14 protein-coding genes are annotated in these 18809 nt (G+C 64.6%); 3 read left to right on the top strand and 11 right to left on the bottom strand.

All coding sequences use genetic code 11. The features are described 5' to 3' along the window. Window positions 1-4: 4 nt before the first annotated feature. From gspD to BJD12_RS16310, 4 genes are all read right to left on the bottom strand, one after another. The gene (gspD, locus tag BJD12_RS16325) at window positions 5-2074 is read right to left on the bottom strand and encodes a type II secretion system secretin GspD (protein WP_042827781.1); all 2070 of its coding nucleotides are present in this window, start codon (window positions 2072-2074) and stop codon (window positions 5-7) included. Continuing rightward, the gene (locus BJD12_RS16320; RefSeq protein WP_039424711.1) at window positions 2071-2883 is read right to left on the bottom strand and encodes a type II secretion system protein N; all 813 of its coding nucleotides are present in this window, start codon (window positions 2881-2883) and stop codon (window positions 2071-2073) included. Before BJD12_RS16320 ends, gspD begins: the two co-directional genes overlap by 4 nt. 159 nt (window positions 2884-3042) lie before the next feature. Then, on the bottom strand, window positions 3043-5697 hold the full coding sequence (locus BJD12_RS16315) for a TonB-dependent receptor domain-containing protein (RefSeq protein WP_042827780.1): 2655 nt from the start codon (window positions 5695-5697) through the stop codon (window positions 3043-3045). Between the two features lie 78 nt (window positions 5698-5775). After that, window positions 5776-7248 carry a hypothetical protein gene (locus BJD12_RS16310; protein WP_042827779.1) on the bottom strand — a complete coding sequence of 491 codons (1473 nt, stop codon included), beginning with the start codon at window positions 7246-7248 and terminating at the stop codon, window positions 5776-5778. Window positions 7249-7435: 187 nt separating this feature from the next. Here BJD12_RS16310 and BJD12_RS16305 point away from each other — a divergent pair, with 187 nt between their 5' ends. Together BJD12_RS16305 and BJD12_RS16300 are read left to right on the top strand one after the other, a co-directional pair. Beyond that, entirely contained in the window at window positions 7436-8296 is an 861-nt protein-coding gene (locus BJD12_RS16305; protein ID WP_005990374.1) for a 2OG-Fe(II) oxygenase, read from the top strand. 178 nt (window positions 8297-8474) lie between these two features. Then, complete coding sequence (locus tag BJD12_RS16300) at window positions 8475-10520, top strand: TonB-dependent receptor (protein WP_005990371.1); 2046 nt, start codon at window positions 8475-8477, stop codon at window positions 10518-10520. Window positions 10521-10742: 222 nt separating this feature from the next. Here the strand turns inward: BJD12_RS16300 and BJD12_RS16295 are convergent, their stop codons facing one another. After that, window positions 10743-11156, bottom strand: coding sequence for a VanZ family protein (locus tag BJD12_RS16295; protein WP_005990369.1), 414 nt, complete (start codon window positions 11154-11156; stop codon window positions 10743-10745). Next, window positions 11144-12397 (bottom strand): class I SAM-dependent methyltransferase, encoded by a 1254-nt coding sequence (locus tag BJD12_RS16290; protein WP_172797250.1) that lies wholly within the window; start codon window positions 12395-12397, stop codon window positions 11144-11146. Before BJD12_RS16290 ends, BJD12_RS16295 begins: the two co-directional genes overlap by 13 nt. Between BJD12_RS16290 and BJD12_RS16285 the strand changes: the two genes are divergently transcribed. Beyond that, window positions 12396-13133, top strand: coding sequence for a pteridine reductase (locus BJD12_RS16285; protein ID WP_005990365.1), 738 nt, complete (start codon window positions 12396-12398; stop codon window positions 13131-13133). The genes BJD12_RS16290 and BJD12_RS16285 overlap by 2 nt on opposite strands. A gap of 282 nt (window positions 13134-13415) precedes the next feature. Here BJD12_RS16285 and folK read toward each other — a convergent pair whose 3' ends face one another. The 5 genes from folK to BJD12_RS16260 form a co-directional block, all read right to left on the bottom strand. Next, the gene (folK, locus tag BJD12_RS16280) at window positions 13416-13925 is read right to left on the bottom strand and encodes a 2-amino-4-hydroxy-6-hydroxymethyldihydropteridine diphosphokinase (RefSeq protein ID WP_039424729.1); all 510 of its coding nucleotides are present in this window, start codon (window positions 13923-13925) and stop codon (window positions 13416-13418) included. 90 nt (window positions 13926-14015) lie between these two features. Beyond that, the gene (locus BJD12_RS16275) at window positions 14016-15518 is read right to left on the bottom strand and encodes an ATP-binding response regulator (RefSeq protein ID WP_005990361.1); all 1503 of its coding nucleotides are present in this window, start codon (window positions 15516-15518) and stop codon (window positions 14016-14018) included. Between the two features lie 3 nt (window positions 15519-15521). Continuing rightward, complete coding sequence (locus BJD12_RS16270) at window positions 15522-15962, bottom strand: response regulator (RefSeq protein ID WP_005990359.1); 441 nt, start codon at window positions 15960-15962, stop codon at window positions 15522-15524. Continuing rightward, window positions 15959-17770: a sensor histidine kinase gene (locus BJD12_RS16265; RefSeq protein ID WP_039424696.1), complete on the bottom strand. Its 1812-nt coding sequence runs from the start codon at window positions 17768-17770 to the stop codon at window positions 15959-15961. The genes BJD12_RS16270 and BJD12_RS16265 overlap by 4 nt, the downstream gene beginning before the upstream one ends. 660 nt (window positions 17771-18430) lie before the next feature. Beyond that, complete coding sequence (locus tag BJD12_RS16260) at window positions 18431-18802, bottom strand: BON domain-containing protein (protein WP_005990355.1); 372 nt, start codon at window positions 18800-18802, stop codon at window positions 18431-18433. Between the last annotated feature and the right edge of the window lie 7 nt (window positions 18803-18809).

Genomic DNA, 18809 nt, shown 5'->3' with positions numbered 1-18809 from the left:
GGCATCAGCGCTGCACGGGGCGCGGGCTGGGTGCGGGCGTCGCTGCCGGCGCCGGCGACGGCCCGGCCGGCAATTGCGGCGGCTGCGCGCGCAAATAATCGCGCACCAGCGCATCGAGCGCCGCTTCCGGGTCGCCATCGGCCAGCTGGCGGTCGCGCAGGTAGTTGTAGCGCGGCGCAGTCATGCGCTGCGCATCGGCCGCATCGCGGATGATGGTCGGGCGGATGAACACCATCAGGTTGGTCTTGTCGCGGTTGCGCGACTTGTGCCGGAACAACGCGCCCAGGCCCGGCACGTCGCCCAGCAATGGCACCTTCTCCACGGTCTGGCGGTCGTTCTGGTCCAGCAGTCCACCGAGCGCGACGATGGCGCCGTTTTCCACCACCACGCGGGTTTCGATCTGGCGCTTGTTGAACACCAGTTCCGACGACTGCGCGCTCACCGGCCCGGCAATGGCCGAGACCTCCTGCTTGATCGCAAGGGTAATGCCGCCGGCGGTATTGATCTGCGGGCGCACTTCCAGCTCCACGCCCACGTCCTGGCGCTGGATGGTGCGGAACGGGTTGTCGTTGGCCGCGCCCAGCACTTCGCCGGTGGTGATCGGCACTTCCTGGCCCACCAGGATGCGCGCCTGTTCGTTGTCCAGCGTCATGATCGATGGCGTGGACAACAGGTTGGAGCCGGTGTCGCTCTTGACCGCATCGATGATCATGCCGAACACCGCATCGTTGCTTTGCCCGGCCAGGCCGATCAGGCCACCGCTCAACCCCAGCAACGATTGCGCGGCCACATTGCGCGCCTGTTCCAGCACCGAATCGTCATCGTCATTGCCGCTGCGCGTACCGGACGCCGCTGCGGCCAGCGGCACAATGCCCGGCGATGCGCCGCTATATTGCGTGGCGATCAACGGCACGGTGCCGTTGCGGCCGGCCAGCAGCAGCTGCACGCCCAAGCGCTTGGCCGCGGTGTCGGAAATCTCCACCACGATCGCCTCCACCAGCACCTGCTCGCGATGCACGTCCAGCTGTCGGATCACATCCATCAAGGCGCGCTGGGTTTCCGGGTCGGCATTGATGATCAGGGCGTTGGAGCCCGGGTAGCGCACGATCACCGGGCGCTTGCCGGCGGCGGGCGCAATCACCTGGGTCTGTGCGGCGCCGGCGGCGGCCGCCACATCCACGGCAGTGGAGCGCGTGTCCTGCGCGGCTTGCCCCTCATTGCCCGGCGTCTGCCCGACCAACTGTTGCAGCACCGGCAGCAGTTGCTCGGCGCTGGCGTGTTGCAGCCGCACAACGCTGACATCGCCGCGGCGTTCGGCGCGCCCATCCAGATCCATCGCGGTGCGCACCACGCGCTGCACCAGCGCCGGGTCGCCACGCACGATCAATGAATTGCTGCTTTCAACCGGCAACACCGACAGCACCGCGCTGCGCTCGCCTGCCTGGCCGAACAGTGAGGTCAATGTGCGTGCCAGCTCCTGCGCGGAGCTATTGCGCAAGGTCACCGTGTCGATCGCCGCGCGGTCGGTATCGATCTGCGCCACCAGCCCGCGAATGCGGCGCAGGTTGTCCGCGTAGTCGGCGATCAACAGGCTATTGCCCTGCGGCATCGCCATGATCACACCGCCGCGCCCGATCAGCGGCTTGAGGATCTCTGCCGCGCTGCGCGCATCCACGCGCTGCAGCGTGAACACCTGCGTGGCAAAACCCAGATTGCCGCTGGCGGCACTGCCGGGCTGTTGCGCGGCGGTGTCGTCGGGAATGATGCGATACGTCGACGGACCACTGGACACCGCAATCAAGCCGTTGGCGCGCAACACCGCCAGCAGCATGCCAAGCAGGTCGGCTTCGCTCATCGCCTGCGCGCGCGCCACGTTGACCGTGCCCTGCACACGCGTGTCCACGATGAAGGTGATGCCGGTGGCACGCGAGACATCCTGGATGAAGGCGCGCAGGTCCACGTCCTGCAGCCGTACCGCAGGCGCGTCGGCGGCCTGCAACGCGACGGCCGGCGTCACGGCGCACACGCACAGCAACGTGGCCGACAAGAGCCAGAAGGGGCGAACAACACTCATTGCGGGCGCTTCAAGGTCATGGTGTGGGTCTGGCCGTCGCGGCGATACGTCAGCGTGGCCGCCTGGCCATCGCGCAGTTCGTCCTGCAACTCGCGCAGGTGTTCGGCATCGAGCGTGCGGCCGTTGATCTGGGTCAGCACATCGCCTGCCGCCAGGCCGGCCTGGCGCAACAGCGCGCCATCGCCGCGCGGCATGACGGTGAAACCACTGCCGTCCTCGCTTGCACGCAGGCCGGCGCTAGTGAGCAACTGTTGCGGGTCGACCGCGGTTGCGCCTGCCGCTGCCGTCGCGTTGCCCACGTTGGACATCACGCCGGATGCATTGCCTGCCGCTGTGTTCGCTGCGGATGGCGTCGTTGCAATCGCCTGCGGTACCGCATCGAACAGCGGCAGGCGGCGCATGCCGCTGCCGGTCCGCAGCAGCACGTGATCGGCGGCGACCGCTTGCAACACCACGCCCGGCATCACTGTATCGCCGACGCGGTAGGCACCTTGCCGGCCATCGCCAAGACTCAGGTATGCCGCTGCCTGCGTGGCACCGGCGCGTACACCGTGCAGCACCACACCATCGCCAGTGCTGTCGGCGACGCTGCGATTGAACACGTCGCGGCGTAATGCAGACAGGTCGGCTGCGGTCGCTGCGGCGGGCTGCGCTCGACCCACCGGACCGACCGGGGTAATCACCAACCACAGCAAACGCAGCCCTTGCAGGGCCAGTAACGCGACCAGCGCACAGACCAGTGCCGTACGCACGGCATGCGACGACATGACGGTGGTCAACGGGGGCAAGGCGCGGTGCAAAGCGGACATCCGTCTTGAGGATTGCGATCGGATGACAGAATGCGGCAGCAATGTGTCAGTTAGAAGAAACCGATGACACAAGCAGACACACCCCGACATGCGGCAAAACGCAAACGCCCGCCATGCGAAGCACAGCGGGCATTTGCGATCCTGCAGGCGCCTGATGGATCAGAAACGCGCTGTCACACTGATGTCATAGCTGATGCCGGGCTGGTAGGTGTACAGATCTACCCGGTTGCTGCCCACGCGCTGGAACTCCTGGTACTTGGTCTTGAGCAGATTGCGTGCGGCAACGTTCACCGACAATGTATCGCCCGACCACACCAGGCCCTTCTTGATCACCAGGTCCAGCGAGGTGCCCGGCTTGTCGATGTAGTCCGGCTGTCCCGGGCGGCCGCGCGCAGAGATACGCTCGCCTACGTAGTTGGCGATCAATGTCGCCTGGCTGTGCGTGCTTTCGCTCTCTACACCGATCTGCAGGTTGGCGATGTCGTCAGACTGCCCCTGCAGTGCCGAGCCGTCGCGAATGAACAGGTTGGCCTGCACCGGTGCGCTGAAGCCGAACGGCTGCACGGTGTCGCCGGCACTCGCGCTCACCTCGGACTTGGTACGCGTGTAGTTACCGGACACGAACAGGCGCTTGTCGCCCCACCAGTCGGCCGCGACCGGCACGTCCAGATACTTCTTGGCGTCCAGCTCGATGCCGTACAACGTGGCCTTGGGCGCGTTGATGAAGCTCTGCACGATGCCGCCACCGGGCGCGTCGTTGACGATGGCTTCGATCGGCTTGTCGATGTTCTTGTAGAACGCACCGACGGTGACGTACTGGCCCGGTTCGAAGAACCATTCGTAGCGCGCATCCAGATTGACCAGTTCACTGTCGATCAGGAACGGGTTGCCGAAGAACTGGCGGTCGATATCCGGGTCCAGATACTGCTGCGGCGCCATTTCGCGGAACTGCGGCCGCGCGATGGTCTTGGACGCACCGAAGCGCAGCTGCTGGTTGTCGGCAAAGTTCCAGGTGACCGTGGCCGATGGCAGCGCGTAGCTGTTCTGCAACGGTGCCACGCTGTCCTGGCGCACGCCGCTGAAGATGTCGTAGGGATGCACTGCCTGAGTGGCGTCTTCATAACGCACGCCAACCGTGGCACGCAGGGTCGGCACGATTTCGCCTTCGGCCTGCAGGTAGGCGGCCTTGACCTTCAGCGTCGCGTCGTACGCGGCCGCACCAAAACTGCCGGTGGTCTCGCGTAGTCGCAGCAGATCGTTGCTGAGGTTGTAATCGGAGATCAGGTAATCCACCCGATGATACTGGTTCAAGAACGGCAACGGGCCGTCCAGCGCCAGAAAGCGGAACTCGCGACTCCACGCGGTACGGTCGTTGTCCAGATATGCCAGCCCACCCTTGACGGTGATGTCGTGCTCGATCGGCAAACGCCAGGTCACATCCACGCCGCCGCTGGCCACTTTGTCGTCGACCTTGCTGAAACGTGTGTAGTTCTGCACGCGCGATGCATCGTGCGCCCAGTAGCCATCCAGCAACTCGTAGCGAATGCCGGTCTCGTACGGCACATCGCGACTGGCATTGGCCACCGCGGCGCGCCATTCGATCTTGAGGTCGTCGTACTCGCCGAACGCATGCGTGCCGCGCAGCTGGTTGTTGATCAGCTGGCGCTCGTACCACTCGGTGTTGTCGTCGCGCACATCGAAACCGGCCAGTTCGTCGCGGCCGGCGCGACTGCGCGCCACCTTCAGTGCATCGTGCACATACAATGTGGTCCAGCCGATGGTGTGGCGGCCGTATTCCCAGCCCAGGCCCAGCATGCCGTTGGTACGCACGTTGTTGCGCGTGGTCGCAAAGTCGTAGTTGGAATTGAACTCCACGCTGTCGCCGACAAAGATGCCGTCCTGCTGCTTGCCGGTACGGGTGCGCCATTCGTTGTCGTAGCTGGCGACCGCCAGGATGCCCAGCTTGGCCTCGCCGATGTCCAGACTGTAGCCGGCGCTGCCGCCGACATTGACGTCAGGATCGACACTGTCCTTTTCCTGCAGCACATACAGGTTGGCGTTGTTCATGCTGCGGCCGATGCGGCGGATGTCATCGCGCGAAAAACTGCCCAGGTCCACGCGACGCCCGGTACGGATTGCATCGCGCAACGCGGCAGGCTGCTTGCGCGCGCCATCATCAAAGCCCCACTCGTCATCGCCGGAGCCGTAGTAGGTCAGCCCCTTCTCGCCGGTACTGACGCTATTGGCGCCACCACCCACGGTGAGCGACAGAAACGGTTTGTCCGGCACCGTCATCGATTGCAGGTCGATCACGCCGCCGCCGAATTCGCCCGGATAATCGGCCGAATAGGTTTTCTGCACGGTCACGCTTTGCAGCACGTCGCTGGGAAACAGATCCAGCGGCACCACGCGCTGCATCGGCTCGGGGCTGGGCAACGGCGAGCCATTGAACAACGCCGACGAATAGCGCTCGCCCAGTCCGCGCACGTACACGTATTTACCGCGCGACAGGCTCAGGCCGGTGACGCGCGTCAGCGCGACCGCAGCGCTGCTGTCGCCAGTGCGCTCCATGTCCTCACGGGTGACGAAGGAGGCCACTTCGGAGGTCTGCAGCATCGGTTCGGGGATGTATTCGCCGCGTACCACGACCTGGTCGAGTTGCTTGGGCGCAACGGCGGCGGCACTGGAACTGCTGCTGCCGCCAGCGGCATCGCTGCCGGTCGACTGCGCCATCGCGGCGCCGGACAGCAGCAAGGTGGAAATGGAAAGAGACAGGCCCGTCCGCGAAAGACGGGCAACAGCGAAGGTTCGCATCGTGGGAGCCCTGACGACAGAAAGATGAAGCTGGACGCATCGCACGGCGGCGCGATGGCCGCCGTGCGATGCCGTGCCTCAGCAGGGGCGATCGGCGGTCAAGCCGCAGGTCCAGCCCTGCCACCACGTGTCGTTGGCATCACGCACGCCACCGATGTAATTGACCTGCTGGAAGAAGCTGCTCACCCCGTTCAAGCCCTGGAACGCAGGCACTGCGGTTTCGTTGGCGCCATTGATGAAAGTGTTCTGCAAGGTCGACACGCCGTTGGCCACGTTGTTGGTGCCGGCGGCGAACTGGCTGGCCGCACGCGGGTCGCTGCCGAACGCCGTCGGGCAGGCGAAGAACACCGAGTTGAAGGTGCCTGCGGTATCGGTATCGGCCATGTTCAAGCACACCAGCCCATCGCCGGTGCCGCCGGCAGGACGGGTGAACACCGAGTTGTAGAACGCGGCCTGGGTACCTTGGTTGAGCATGATGGCCGCGCCGGCGCGCGCATTGCCCACGTAGGTGAAGTTGGCCACCTTCGGGCGCGAGTACGGCTGGCGACGCAGGCTGCTCCACTCGTTCATGCGGTCGCCGCCGCCGGCGCGCTGCACCACGATGCCGAACTGCAATGCACCGCTCCAACCGGCATCGGTGTCCAGCGAATCGTCGTCGGCGCCAGTGATGACCAGGTGGCTGCCGTTGACCGTGCCGCCAAACCACTCGATACCGTCGTCGGAGTTGTTGTGGATCTGCACGTAGTCCAGCCGCGTGCCGCTGCCTACGCCGGCCAGGGTGATGCCCTGCAGCTCGTTGTTGGGCGAGATTTCGAAGCCCGAATACATCACGCGCAGGTAGCGCATCGAACCGCTGTTGTCGGTGGCGCTATTGCCGCCATAGAACGCGTTGGTGCCTTCCACCTGCGCCTGGCACTCCGGCGTGCCCGACACGGTGGTACCCGGGCAGTTGTTGATCGCTGCACGGCCCAGCACCACGATGCCGCCCCACAGGCCGATGGTGTTGGCACTGACCGTGCCGTCCAGCGCCTGACGCGCAGTGAAGACGATCGGCGCAGTCGCGCTGCCTTCGGCAAAAATCTGCGAACCACGATTGACCACGATGTAGTCGCTACCGGCCGAACCGAACAGGGTGACACCCGGCTCGATGGTCAGGATGCCTTGGGTGCTGCCCGCCGCCGGGGCGGTAGCGTTGCCGCCACGATCGGTACCGACGTTGACGCGGCCACTGATCGAATACGCAGTACCGGCGCGCGCGGGTACCACCAGATTACCGTTGATGGTTTCCGGCAACTGGCAGGCGCGCAGCGTGTTGTTGGCAATGGTGCCGACATTGGAAAAACCGGTCGGGCAATCCGCAGCCGGGCCGCTCGGCGTCGGTGTCGGAGCCGGCGTTGGTGCAGGCGTGGGCGCCGGGGTCGGCGCGGGTGCGGGCGGAAACGCGCCCTCGCCGGGCGAGGCGACACGGTCGGCACCACCACCGCAGGCGGACAACGCCAGCGCGGTGCTAAAGGTCATGAGAAGCGTCTTGCTGCTATTGCGAACGGACATGCGGCTGATCTCCAGGTCAAAGGGTCCGGTATGAAGAGGAGTCGTCAAGAATTGGTTGCGTTCCGCTCACTGCAGTGGCGAGCACGTTCAAGATCCCCGTCACCGTTATAGGGGCCGTCTGTTGCATTTGTCTTACCGCGACACATTTGACACATCGCTGCCACACGTTGGCATGCACTGTAGCGGGATGACCTCCACCGATATCCCCACTGCCCTGGCCGACTGGATCGTGGCGCAAGCCTTGGCCGGCCAACCGCCCGAGCGAGCGCTGCAACCGCTGCTGGATCTTGGCTGGAACGAGCAGGACGCCATCGATGCCGTCGAAGTGCTGCTGCGTACGCACATCCAGCAGCATGCGCAGACGCACGGGTTGCCGGTGCCGGTGCGCGTGCCGGCGCTGCTGCAGGACAGCGATGCATCGCTGCTGGATCTGGGCGATCGCCAGGTGCACGTATTGATGCGCATGCAGTTGCCGCGCGTGATGGTGCTGGGTGGCTTCTTATCCGATGCCGAATGCGATGCCATGATCGCCCTCGCGCAGCCGCGCCTTGCGCGCTCGCGTACCGTGGACAATGCCAACGGGGCGCATGTGGTGCATGCCGCACGCACCAGCGACAGCATGTGTCTGCAGCTTGGGCAGGATGCGCTCTGCCAACGCATCGAAGCACGTATTGCCCGTCTGCTCGACTGGCCGGTGGAGAACGGCGAAGGTCTGCAGGTTCTGCGTTACGGCACCGGCGCCGAATATCAACCGCACTACGATTACTTCGACCCAGACGCGGCCGGCACGCCGGTGTTGCTGCAGGCCGGCGGGCAACGCGTCGCCTCGTTGGTGATGTACCTCAACACACCCGACCGCGGCGGGGCGACGCGCTTTCCCGACGTGCACCTGGACATTGCCGCGATCAAGGGCAACGCGGTGTTCTTCAGCTACGACCGCCCGCACCCGATGACACGCAGCCTGCATGCCGGCGCCCCGGTCCTGGCCGGCGAAAAGTGGGTGGCGACCAAGTGGCTGCGCGAACGCGCGGCCCGCATGCCGGACTGATCGGGCGACCGCGCCCGAGCGAAAGACATCGTCGCCCACGGATCGCTCGGCAGGTGCGCGCACAACGCACGCCATGGCCGGCCCCAGCACAGCGCTAGATGCACATTGCATATGTTATAATATTTCACTAGCTGACACATGGGGTGATCAGCTCCTTTGCATCGGTGTCGTTCGATCCATGAAGATCCACATTCTCGTGGCGGCAGTGGCTGCCGTCCTGTTTGCCGCCGAAGTGCGTGCGCAGTCCTCCGATTCGGCGCTGACGCTCGGCAAGGTCGATGTTCACCAGCATGGCGAAGGCCAGCTCACCGCTCATCAGGTGCTGACCTCGGTAGACGTACTGGGCGCAGACCAGATCGAGGACAAGAACGTATCCTACAGCTGGGAGCTGCTCGGGCAGATGCCGGGCATCCAGCTCACTGAAACCCGGCAAGGCGCCGAGTCGGGCAAGGTCAGCTTTCGCGCGTTCAACGGCGAGGGCTACCTCAATGCGATCAAGACGCTGATCGACGGCATTCCCAGCAACGTCAACAGCGGCAACCAACGCTTCATCGACATGCTGTTCCCGCTGGAAATCAGCTACATCGAGGTGGTGCGCGGCACCAACGATCCGCGCTACGGCTTGCACAATATCGGCGGCAACATCAATTTCGGCACGCGTCAGGGCGGCAATTACACCGATGCGCGGCTGACCTATGGCAGCTTCAACACCCGCGATGCGCAGCTGGCCATTGGCCGCGAACGCGACGGATTTGCGCAGAACTATTTCGTCGGCGTGCAGGCCTCCGATGGCTACCGCGATCACGACACTTCCAGCAAATATGCGTTGGGCGGCAAATGGTTCTACGGCACCCTCGACGACGGCATGCGCATCGGTCTGACCGCACGCGTGTACCACAACCAGGCCGACGAACCCGGCTTCATGACCGCAGCGGAAATGCAGGCCAACCGTCGCAGCTCGGACCTGCGCAACCGCAATGACGGCGACGACCGCGACATGCGTCAGCTCGGCGTCCACATGGACCTGAAGCTGGCCGAAGACCTGTTCCTGGGCACCAAGCTGTACTACAACAGCTACGAAGACGACCGCCAGGTGACTTTCAGCGACCTGCCCACCGGCAATGCGCCACGCCAGCGCCGCATCTGGGACGAGACCCAGGTCGGCATGCTCAACACATTGACCTGGCGCAGCAGCGACATACTCACTCTGGAAGGCGGCCTCAACTACGAGCATCAGGACAACGGCTACCGGCGCGAGCGCTTCAGCTACGCCGAGCCCACCAATTTCAGTGGCACCCCGGCGCGCATCCAGAACGACGACCGCCATACCTTCGACAATTGGGGCGCCTACGTGCAGGCGATCTATCAGCCGATCGAGGCGTTGAAGATCGTGCCGGCCTACCGCGTGGATCGCTTCGATGGCGACACCCAACTGCCCGGCGGCGTAAGCGCACCGCTGCAGCGCTACGGCACCATCGAGCAACCCAAATTGAGCCTGGTCTACGCCTTCACCCCGACCACCAACGTCTATGCCAACTGGGGCCGCACCTTCCAGGTGCTGACCGGGTCCACTGCGCCGGCCTACCTCACCGCCGGGCAGGCGGACGTGCGCCCATCCACCAATACCGGCATGGAGCTGGGCATGAAATTCACTCCGTTCCAGGGAAGCCAGGCGCGCATTGCGGTATGGCAACAGGACGCGGCCAATGAAGTCTCCAACATGCCCGCCACCGGCACCACCGTCACCCTGGGCAAGACACGCCGGCGTGGCGTGGATGCGCAGATCAATGCGCAGTTGGGCGACAGGTGGACGCTATGGGCGTCGCACGCGTACCAGGAAGCGAAGATCGAACGCGACGACCGCGATGCCAGCGTGTCGCTGGTCGGCCGTGAAGTGGCGGCGACGCCGCGTTACATCAGCAACATCGGCATCGAGTACCGGCCAACCGCTGCGTTGCGCTTAGGCCTGCAGGGTCGTGCGCAAGGCGATTACTATCTGGAAGAACGCAACGTGGCCGGCAAATACGGCGGCTTCGCCACCCTGGACCTCACCGCCAGATACACCATCAACCCAGCCTGGAGCGTGGATCTGCAGGTTCGCAATGCCACCGGCCGCGAGTATGCCTATGCGTGGTACGACAGCTTCTTCTGGACCCAGGCGCAGCCCATGTTTTCGCCCGCAGCAGGACGCCAGCTCTATCTCGGCTTGAACATGAAACTGTAACGCTCACACCAAACGCTGGGACCGGCATCGCATCCGATGACGGTTGCATGGCTACTACGCAGCGCAGCAGTCATGCGTCGGATCTGAGACTTCGACATACAACCGTTGCCGCGACGACCCGGTGCCAGCGGCTGACGCGTCACTGCGCAATCGCAAGCATCAACCCAAGAGCGAGGCTGCCAGACGCACGCCTGCCGGCTTACACGCAGGCGTGCACGCAACTCAACGCCGCGCAAACAGGCGCTGATCGATCCGCAACATCACAAAGCGCAACGGCGTCCACGCCAGGCATAAACCGGCCAGAATGCCCAGTGTGTCGGCCAGCGCGTCGTACGGGTCCGCGCTTCGATTGGTGGTCAGTGCGCCCTGCGCGATCTCGATGCCGATGCCTAAAGCCACCAGACCAATCGCCGCAACCAGCTGCGCGCGACGCGTGGCGAACAACTGCACCGCGCCCCAGCACAACAGCGCAAAAGTCAAAAAGTGCTCGCCCTTGTCGCTGTTGTCCGGCAACTCCGGGATCTCCGGCGGCGGCCCCAGGCAGACCGCAATCACCACCACGATTGCCGCGATCCACAACCCCACCCACAACCGCGGCCGATGAAACGGGCGCAGCGCCTGCGTTACAGCCGCCATGTAAGATCGCCCGCCAAAAATGCGGGCGCAATATCCACATCGCGCGCAAAGCCCATCACCTGAAAACGCTCGCCCATCTCGCTGGGCAAGGTCAGCCGCTTGATCTGCTCGCGCAGGCGCATGCGCCCCACTTCATCGGTGCGCGTATCGGCCTGCGTTAGCAACGCATCCAGGCCGTTGCCCAACAGGAAGCTCGCCTGCGTGCAGTAACCGGCCAATTCAAAACCGGCTCCGGTGCCCGCCTCGGCCAATGCGGTGAAGTCCACCGACGCGGTCAGATCCTGCAGACCGGGCCAGCGATACAGGTCCTCATGCATGCGATGGCGATAGAACGCACGCAAGGTGCCGTCCTCACGCTGCGCGCGATAGAACTCGCCGCGCGGATATCCGTAATCCACAAACACCATCGCACCGCGCTTCAAGCCGCCGGCCACTGCCTGGATCCAGTACGGCAGCTGCGGCAACAACTCGGAGCGGTAGCCATCGGCAAACGGCTGCTCCAGATAACGCTCCAGGTGCCGTACCGCCGCGCTCAGCAACGCATCGGCCGGCTGCTCGCCGCGCGCAAAGTGCTGCTGCGCATCGAGCACCACGGTTTCTTCGTAGACCTCGCCATCACGGATCGCAAAGCGCGGCGTGGGCAGCGCATCGATCACCTCGTTGGCGAACAGCACCCCGTCCCAGTCGTCCGGGAACGGGCCATCCAGCCATTCGACCAGATCGAACACCGGCGGGATCAGACTGCGCCCCAGGCGCTCGCGCTGACGCTCGCGTAAGTCCGCGCTGGGTTCGAGAATCGCGTAACGCTCGGGCAATGCATCCAGCTCCAGCAGCCGCTTGAGCGTGACTTCGGCAAATGCGCCGCTGCCGCCGCCCACTTCCAGCATGCGCGCCTGCGGACCCAGCTGCTGCAACACCGGCGCCAGCGCACCAGACACGGTGGCCGCAAACAACGGACCCAGCTCGGGCGCGGTGACGAAGTCGCCGGCCTCGCCGAACTTGCTCGATCCGGCGCTGTAATAGCCAAGGCCCGGCGCATACAGCGCCAGCTCCATGAAACGCGAAAACGGAATCGCCCCGCCAGCGGCCTGGATTTCGGCGCGCATATGCGCAGCCAGTCGGTCGCTGTGCGCCAGCGCGTCCGAATCGGGGGTGGGAAGGTCGGCGTGCATGCGGGCACCGGTTGCGGGGACAATGCACAGGATAGCCGAGCCCTTTGCAACGCCGAGCGAGTACGCCATGACAGACAGTTCCAAGGTGGTGTTGATCACCGGCGCAGGCCGACGTATCGGCGCACAGATCGCCACCACGCTGCACGCCGCCGGCTACCGGGTTGCCCTGCACGCACATCGGTCCTCCGACGCGCTGGATGCGCGTGTGGCCGAGCTGCGCGCACAACGCGCAGGTAGCGCGCAGACCTTGCATGCGGATCTGCGCCTGCCACACGCACCCGCGCAACTGGTGGCCGAGTGCATCGATGCGTTCGGCCGCCTGGATGGCGTGGTCAACAACGCATCGGCGTTCTATCCCACCGCACTGGGCGAGGCCACGCCGGCGCAGTGGGACGAGTTGTTTTCGGTCAACGCACGCGCGCCGTTCTTCATTGCCCAGGCCGCGGCCGCGCAGCTACGCCAGCACTGCGGCGCCATCGTCAATCTCACCGACCTGCATGCACAGCAGCCGATGCGCAACCATCCGTTGTACAGCGCCTCCAAGAGCGCATTGGAGATGCTGACCCGCTCGCTCGCGCTGGAGCTGGCCCCGCAGGTGCGCGTCAATGCCATTGCGCCCGGCGCCATCCTGTGGCCGGAGGAAGGCAAGTCCGCCGACGCCAAGCAGGCGCTGCTGGCCCGCACGCCGCTGGCGCGCATCGGGACCCCGGAGGAAATCGCCAACGCAGTGCGCTGGTTGCTGGACGACGCCAGCTTCGTCACCGGCCAGACCTTGCATGTGGATGGCGGCCGCCAACTCAGTTGAGCGGCTGGTACAACGACGGCGTGACCACCTAGCGAACACGACCGGTGCCTCGCGCGGAATGCAGCGTCCGTATCCTCTGATTCTGTCGAGACGTCCACGCCAGCCTGACGACTGTCCGGAACGTGGCGTTTGCTGCTCGAAGGCAGATGACGTACGCACGTGCTGCGCGACTTGCATCAAGTGTGCGGCATACCAAAGCGCACGCCGCGGTTCGCGCCGGCCCAAGGTCAGTTCACCATGGGAATGCAACATGGCCGGCTGCACTGCAGACACACCTGCACGCTAAGGCGCAGCGCTCGGCGCGGGCACATCCAACTCCACCGTCGTGAAGGCACTGGCGTATTGCGGATGCGCCTGCCAGAGCGCCGCCAACGTCCGCCCACTCAACGGGTCGACAAAGTCCGCCGCAATATCGGCCAGCGGCTTGAGCACGAAAGCATGCTTGAGCTCGGGACGCGGGATACGCAGATGGCCGGGGCCCTCGACGATGCAATCGCCGAAGAACACCACGTCGATATCCAGGGTCCGGTCGCTGAAACGCGGCCCGCTGCGATCGCGGCCATGCGCATCTTCCACCGCATGCAACCACTGATCGAGCGCCTGCAGGTCCATATCGGTCTGCAAGGCCACGGCGTTGTTGACGAAGTCAGGCCCATCGAAGCCCACCGCCGGGGTGCGATACGCGGGGGAGACGTCGAGCTGGCCAAAGCGCGCGCGCAAGGCGGCGACGGCCAGGCGCAGGTAGTGAGTCGGCTGGACGTTGCTGCCGAGGCTGAGAAGCACGGTGGTCATGCGGTATTCGCGCATGCGGCCGGCATCAGCGTCAACTGTTGCCGTCCATTGCAGGCACGTAAGCGCACACACAGCGCGCGCAAGCCTGGCTCAGGCCACTTCCAGCGCGTGCGCCACCGCGCGGAACACACGGCGCATTTCCAGCGGCTTGCGCAATACGTGCACCGGGATGTCGGGTGGAAGATGGGCGCGCTGCAGCGGCGCGCCGACATCTTCCAGCACGATCGCCGGGCCCTGGTAGCCCAGCTCCTGCATGCTCAGCAGCACGCTCACCGCCGACAGCAGAATGATGTCGCTGTCGATGATCACCAGATCCGGCATCGCATGCTGCTGCACTAGTTGCAGCGCCGCAGCGCCATCGGTGGCCAACTGCGGTTGATAGCCCTGACTGGACAGGGCATTGCCCAGCAGCGACAAGCGCGTGGCCTCGCCGTCCACCAGCAGGATGCGTTGCCCATGGCCCAGCGCAAGCGGCGGCTCGGCATCGGCTACGGCCGTTTGCGCCGCACGCATCGGCACGATCATGTCAAAGCGCGTGCCCTCGCCCAAGCGGCTGTCGACCTGGATGTTGCCACCGTAGCTTTCCACGATGCGCTTGCACGAAATCAGGCCCAACCCGGTGCCATCGGCCTTGGTGGTGAAGAAGGGACTGAACAGACGCGCGCGCGTTTCATCGCTCATGCCCACGCCGGTGTCGGCCACGCTCATGCGCACGCGCGTTGAATCGTGACGATCGGCCGATAGCACCAGGGTGCCGCCGCCCGGCATCGCCTGGATCGCGTTCAAGCCCAGGTTGAGCAGGCATTGCTGCAACTCGGTGTAGTTGGCCTCGATGGTCAGATCCGAGGCGATCATGTCCATCTGCAAACGCACGCCATCGGGCAGGCTGCTCCGCAGCAGCATCTGCACCGCCTGGAATAGATTGGCGATGGATACCTGCTCGCGCGGCTTGTTGGAGCCACGCACGAACGACAGCATCGACTCGGCCATCTCGTGCCCGCGGCGGCCGCATTCGGCCACCACGTTGGCCAGCTGGCGCAGCTGCGGGTCGTCGGTGCGCCCGGCCAGCAGGTCGGGCACGATCAACAGCGGCTGCAGGATGTTGCGTAGGTCGTGGCTCAGCCCGGCCGCCAGCATCGCCAGGCTTTCCAGCCGCTGCGCGCGCATCAGCTCGCTCTCCACGCGCTGGCGCTCAAGTTCTGCACGCGCCTCGCGGATGGCACGCATCACCGCGCTCGGCAACCGCGTGGGGTTGTGCTTGATGATGTAGTCGTTGGCGCCATCCTGCAGCGCCTTGACCGCCGTCTCCTCACCCATGGTGCCGGAGACGAAGATGAAGGGGGTGGCGCCGTTCTGACGCACCAGGCGCAGCGCCTGATGGCCTGAAAAGCCAGGCATGCTCAGGTCCGACAGCACGATGTCCGGCTGAAACGCCTCCAGCGCGCTGCGCAGCGACGGCTCGCTATCCACGCGCTCGAACGCCGCATCGATGCCGGCATCGAGCAACTGATCGGACAACAGCTCGGCATCTTCCGGTGAATCTTCCACCAGAAGGATCTTCAGCTGCTCCAGTTTGCCACCCTCATGCGGCATGGGTCAGTCCAGCTCCGGTGCCTGATTGATCACCGCCCAGAACGTGCCGAGCGTCTTGACCGCGGTGAAGAATTGATCGACATCCACAGGCTTGACCACATAGGCGTTGACGCCCAGGTCCCAGCTGCGTGCAAGGTCGCTCTCTTCGCGCGAAGACGACAGGATCACCACCGGAAGGCGCTTGAGCGCCTCGTCGCTGCGCACCTGCTTGAGCACTTCCAGCCCATCCAGGCGCGGCATCTTGATGTCCAGCAGCAGCACGGCCGGCAGGCCTTCCTCCCGGTTGGCATAGGCGCCGCGACGCAGCAGGTAATCCATGGCTTCCACGCCGTCCTCGACGTGCACGATGGGGTTGGCCAGACGGGCGTCGCGCAGGGCGTCGACCGCCATCTCCGCATCGGCCGGGCTGTCTTCTGCCAGAAGAATGGTACGAATGGCGGTCATACAGTGAACTCTTGGTTGGGCGCTTCAAGCGCAGGAGGAAGCTCGAAATAAAACGTGGCGCCTTCATCGACGACGCCTTCGGCCCAGATGCGGCCGCCGTGACGCGTCAACACGCGCCGCACGCTGGCCAGACCGATACCGGTACCGGCGTATTCGCTGGCCTTGTGCAAGCGCTGGAACACGCCAAACAACTTGGAGCTGTATTCCATGTCGAAACCTGCGCCGTTGTCGCGGACGCTGAACTGATGGCCGCCGTTGGCCATCGGCGTGTAGGTGACCTCGATCCTGGCCACCTCGCGCTTCGCGCTGTACTTCACCGCATTGCCCAGCAGATTCATCCACAGCTGGCGCATCATGTTTTCGTCGGCCACCAGCACCGGCAACGGCGCGATCTGCCAGTCCACGCGGTGGCCGGTATTTTCGCTCTGCACGTTGGAGTCCAGGATCGCACGCGTCTCGGCCACCAGCGACTGCATGTCCACCGCCTGCAAACGCAATGCGCTGCGACCCAGGCGCGAATACACCAGCAGGTCGTCGATCAACGACGCCATGCGCCGGGCCGAGGAGCTGATCACTTCCATGTAATGGCGCGATTTTTCGTCCGCCGCATCGCCCAGATGGCGTGCCAGCTTGTCCGAGAAACCCGCCACATGCCGCAATGGAGCGCGCAGATCATGCGACACCGAATAGCTGAAGGCTTCCAGCTCCCGATTGACCTCCGACACCTGCTCCACCTTGCCCTCCATCTGCCGGTTGAGCTCCTGGATCCGCAGTTGCGAGGCCTTTTGCAGGCTGATATCGCTGACCGTCATCAGCACCACGTCTTCGTCGACGGTATCCGGCAGCGGCATGCGGCGGGCGTTGATCAGCATGGTGCGCAACACGCCATCGGCAGCGCGCTGCTCATGCTCGAAGTCCCACAGCTCGCGGCCGCGCAGCAACACGTCGGCCAGGCGTTGATGGAACAGCGGATCACGCCAGACGCCGTCGCCTACATCTTCCAACGCCATCAACTCGTTGCCGCGCTCCTCCAGGCCGTACAGCTCGGCGAACGCCGGGTTATGCAGTACGACGCGTTGATTGGCGTCCAGCAACACGATGGGCTCGCGCACGGTCTGCAGCACCGAGCTGGCGCGGCCGTTGGCGCGCAGGTATTCCTGCTCGGCAGCAAGACGACGGCGGATCTGCCGCTGCAGCAGCCAGATCACCGTGGCCAGCAGGAGCAGCTGCACTGCCAACGCGGCCCAGCTCAGCACCGCGTAATGCATGCGCTCGGTGTCCGCACGGGTATTGCGTAGGTCGAGCAAGCGACCCTCGGCACCTTGCAACTCGTCGATCAGCACGCGGATCGGGTTGTTCAAGGTCATATCGTTGATCAACGCGCGGATCTGATCCTGTCCGGTGGTCACCGCAATACGCTCGGCCAGCAACAGCCGTCGCTCGATGGTGCTCTGGATGCGTCCCATGCGTACCTGCTGGGCAGGGTTGTCCTTGGTCAGCGCGATCAACCGTTCGACCGCGGCCAGCGACTCGCGCCGCCCACGCCGCATGCGTTCCAGCAACGCCGGGCGCTCCACGCCATGCGAGCGCATCAACGCGGCAGACTCGGTGTCGCGCATCGCCGCTTCCAGGCGTTGCGCTGTCTCCTGCACTTCCTGGCTATGCGAAACCCACACCGCGGCCTGATTGGCGTTGCGCGCCATCTGCTGCAGCAGCAACGATGGCACAACCACGATCAGGCACACGGCAACCGCCAACGAGGGCAGGCGCCAGCGATCCCATCTGTCTGCTTGGACCGTTGTCTGCATTGCTAGGTCTGTATCCGCTCGCTGCACGTGCCCAGGACGCCTCGGCATTGTCTCCGATCACGCCCCGAACGAGATTAATGATTCAGCCACAGCGCAGTATCGCCGTGACATAGCTGAATGGGCATATGATAAGTGCAGCCCAGGTGAAAATGGTGCGAGAAGAAGGCCGTCTATCGGCTTTTGAGGCCGCTCTGCGCGGTGGCCTGACTGCAATGGCGACCCACCTCGCTACCCGCCCCACAGTGCAGTCCGGTTGTGCACGATGTTACGCCCCGATCACGTCCATGACGCATCGCACTCTGGCTGCGCATCACGTTACCTGCAACCCGCATACCACCGCGTGCCATCGTGCTGGGCACGCTTACGCCCGGCCGGCGTATGTGCCAAGGTTTGCCGGTTGTAGCAGTGCGGAATCGAAGAGTTCGTCCCCGGTGATCATGCCCCCCAACTACGCGATGCCAGATGAACCTGGCCGGCGCAGGAGACATTCGCGCATCACGCCAATGGCGCCACTTTCCGACTACACACGGCAGCCCGCCTCTGCAACTGATCACGCAGCCGTAAGACACGCCCATAAAAAAAGGCGCACTCCGTGAAGTGCGCCTCGTGCTCGGTTCAGCTGCCTCGCCGCAGCCGGCCCAGCATTCACAGCAGCTGCGTTTACTTCTTCGCAGCGGTCACTTTCAGGCCGGTCGACTTGACGCTCTTGACTCCCTCGATGCCCTTGGCAACAGCAACAGCCTTGTCGTGCTCGGCCTGGGTAGCCACCGAACCAGTCAGTGTCACGATGCCGTTCTTGGTGTCGACCTTCACTTCGGTGCCCGACACATTGTCGGTCGCCAGAAGATCGGCCTTGACCTTGGTGGTGATCCAGGTATCGGTCACCGGCTTCTTGGATTCATTCATGCCGGCGGCGTGATCCTTGTGCGCGCCCATGTCCTGCGGTGCGGCGAATGCCTGCGAAGCACCCAGGGTCAGGCCGAGCGACAACGACAGCGCCAACAACTTGCGTGCATGCATCATGTTCTTCATTCGAATC

The organism is Xanthomonas vesicatoria ATCC 35937, from assembly GCF_001908725.1.
GTDB lineage: Bacteria > Pseudomonadota > Gammaproteobacteria > Xanthomonadales > Xanthomonadaceae > Xanthomonas > Xanthomonas vesicatoria.
The sequence above is the reverse complement of the archived record's forward strand: the minus strand, read 5'-3'. Positions and strand labels throughout refer to the sequence as shown.

Excerpts from the sequence above, each read along its gene's own strand:
- BJD12_RS16310 (WP_042827779.1), bottom strand. The coding sequence starts at position 7,248 with ATGTCCGTTCGCAATAGCAGCAAGACGCTTCTCATGACCTTTAGCACC.
- BJD12_RS16285 (WP_005990365.1), top strand. The coding sequence starts at position 12,396 with ATGACAGACAGTTCCAAGGTGGTGTTGATCACCGGCGCAGGCCGACGT.
- folK (WP_039424729.1), bottom strand. The coding sequence starts at position 13,925 with ATGACCACCGTGCTTCTCAGCCTCGGCAGCAACGTCCAGCCGACTCAC.
- gspD (WP_042827781.1), bottom strand. The coding sequence starts at position 2,074 with ATGAGTGTTGTTCGCCCCTTCTGGCTCTTGTCGGCCACGTTGCTGTGC.
- BJD12_RS16265 (WP_039424696.1), bottom strand. The coding sequence starts at position 17,770 with ATGCAGACAACGGTCCAAGCAGACAGATGGGATCGCTGGCGCCTGCCC.
- BJD12_RS16290 (WP_172797250.1), bottom strand. The coding sequence starts at position 12,397 with ATGGCGTACTCGCTCGGCGTTGCAAAGGGCTCGGCTATCCTGTGCATT.
- BJD12_RS16260 (WP_005990355.1), bottom strand. The coding sequence starts at position 18,802 with ATGAAGAACATGATGCATGCACGCAAGTTGTTGGCGCTGTCGTTGTCG.
- BJD12_RS16270 (WP_005990359.1), bottom strand. The coding sequence starts at position 15,962 with ATGACCGCCATTCGTACCATTCTTCTGGCAGAAGACAGCCCGGCCGAT.
- BJD12_RS16315 (WP_042827780.1), bottom strand. The coding sequence starts at position 5,697 with ATGCGAACCTTCGCTGTTGCCCGTCTTTCGCGGACGGGCCTGTCTCTT.
- BJD12_RS16320 (WP_039424711.1), bottom strand. The coding sequence starts at position 2,883 with ATGTCCGCTTTGCACCGCGCCTTGCCCCCGTTGACCACCGTCATGTCG.
- BJD12_RS16275 (WP_005990361.1), bottom strand. The coding sequence starts at position 15,518 with ATGCCGCATGAGGGTGGCAAACTGGAGCAGCTGAAGATCCTTCTGGTG.
- BJD12_RS16295 (WP_005990369.1), bottom strand. The coding sequence starts at position 11,156 with ATGGCGGCTGTAACGCAGGCGCTGCGCCCGTTTCATCGGCCGCGGTTG.
- BJD12_RS16305 (WP_005990374.1), top strand. The coding sequence starts at position 7,436 with ATGACCTCCACCGATATCCCCACTGCCCTGGCCGACTGGATCGTGGCG.
- BJD12_RS16300 (WP_005990371.1), top strand. The coding sequence starts at position 8,475 with ATGAAGATCCACATTCTCGTGGCGGCAGTGGCTGCCGTCCTGTTTGCC.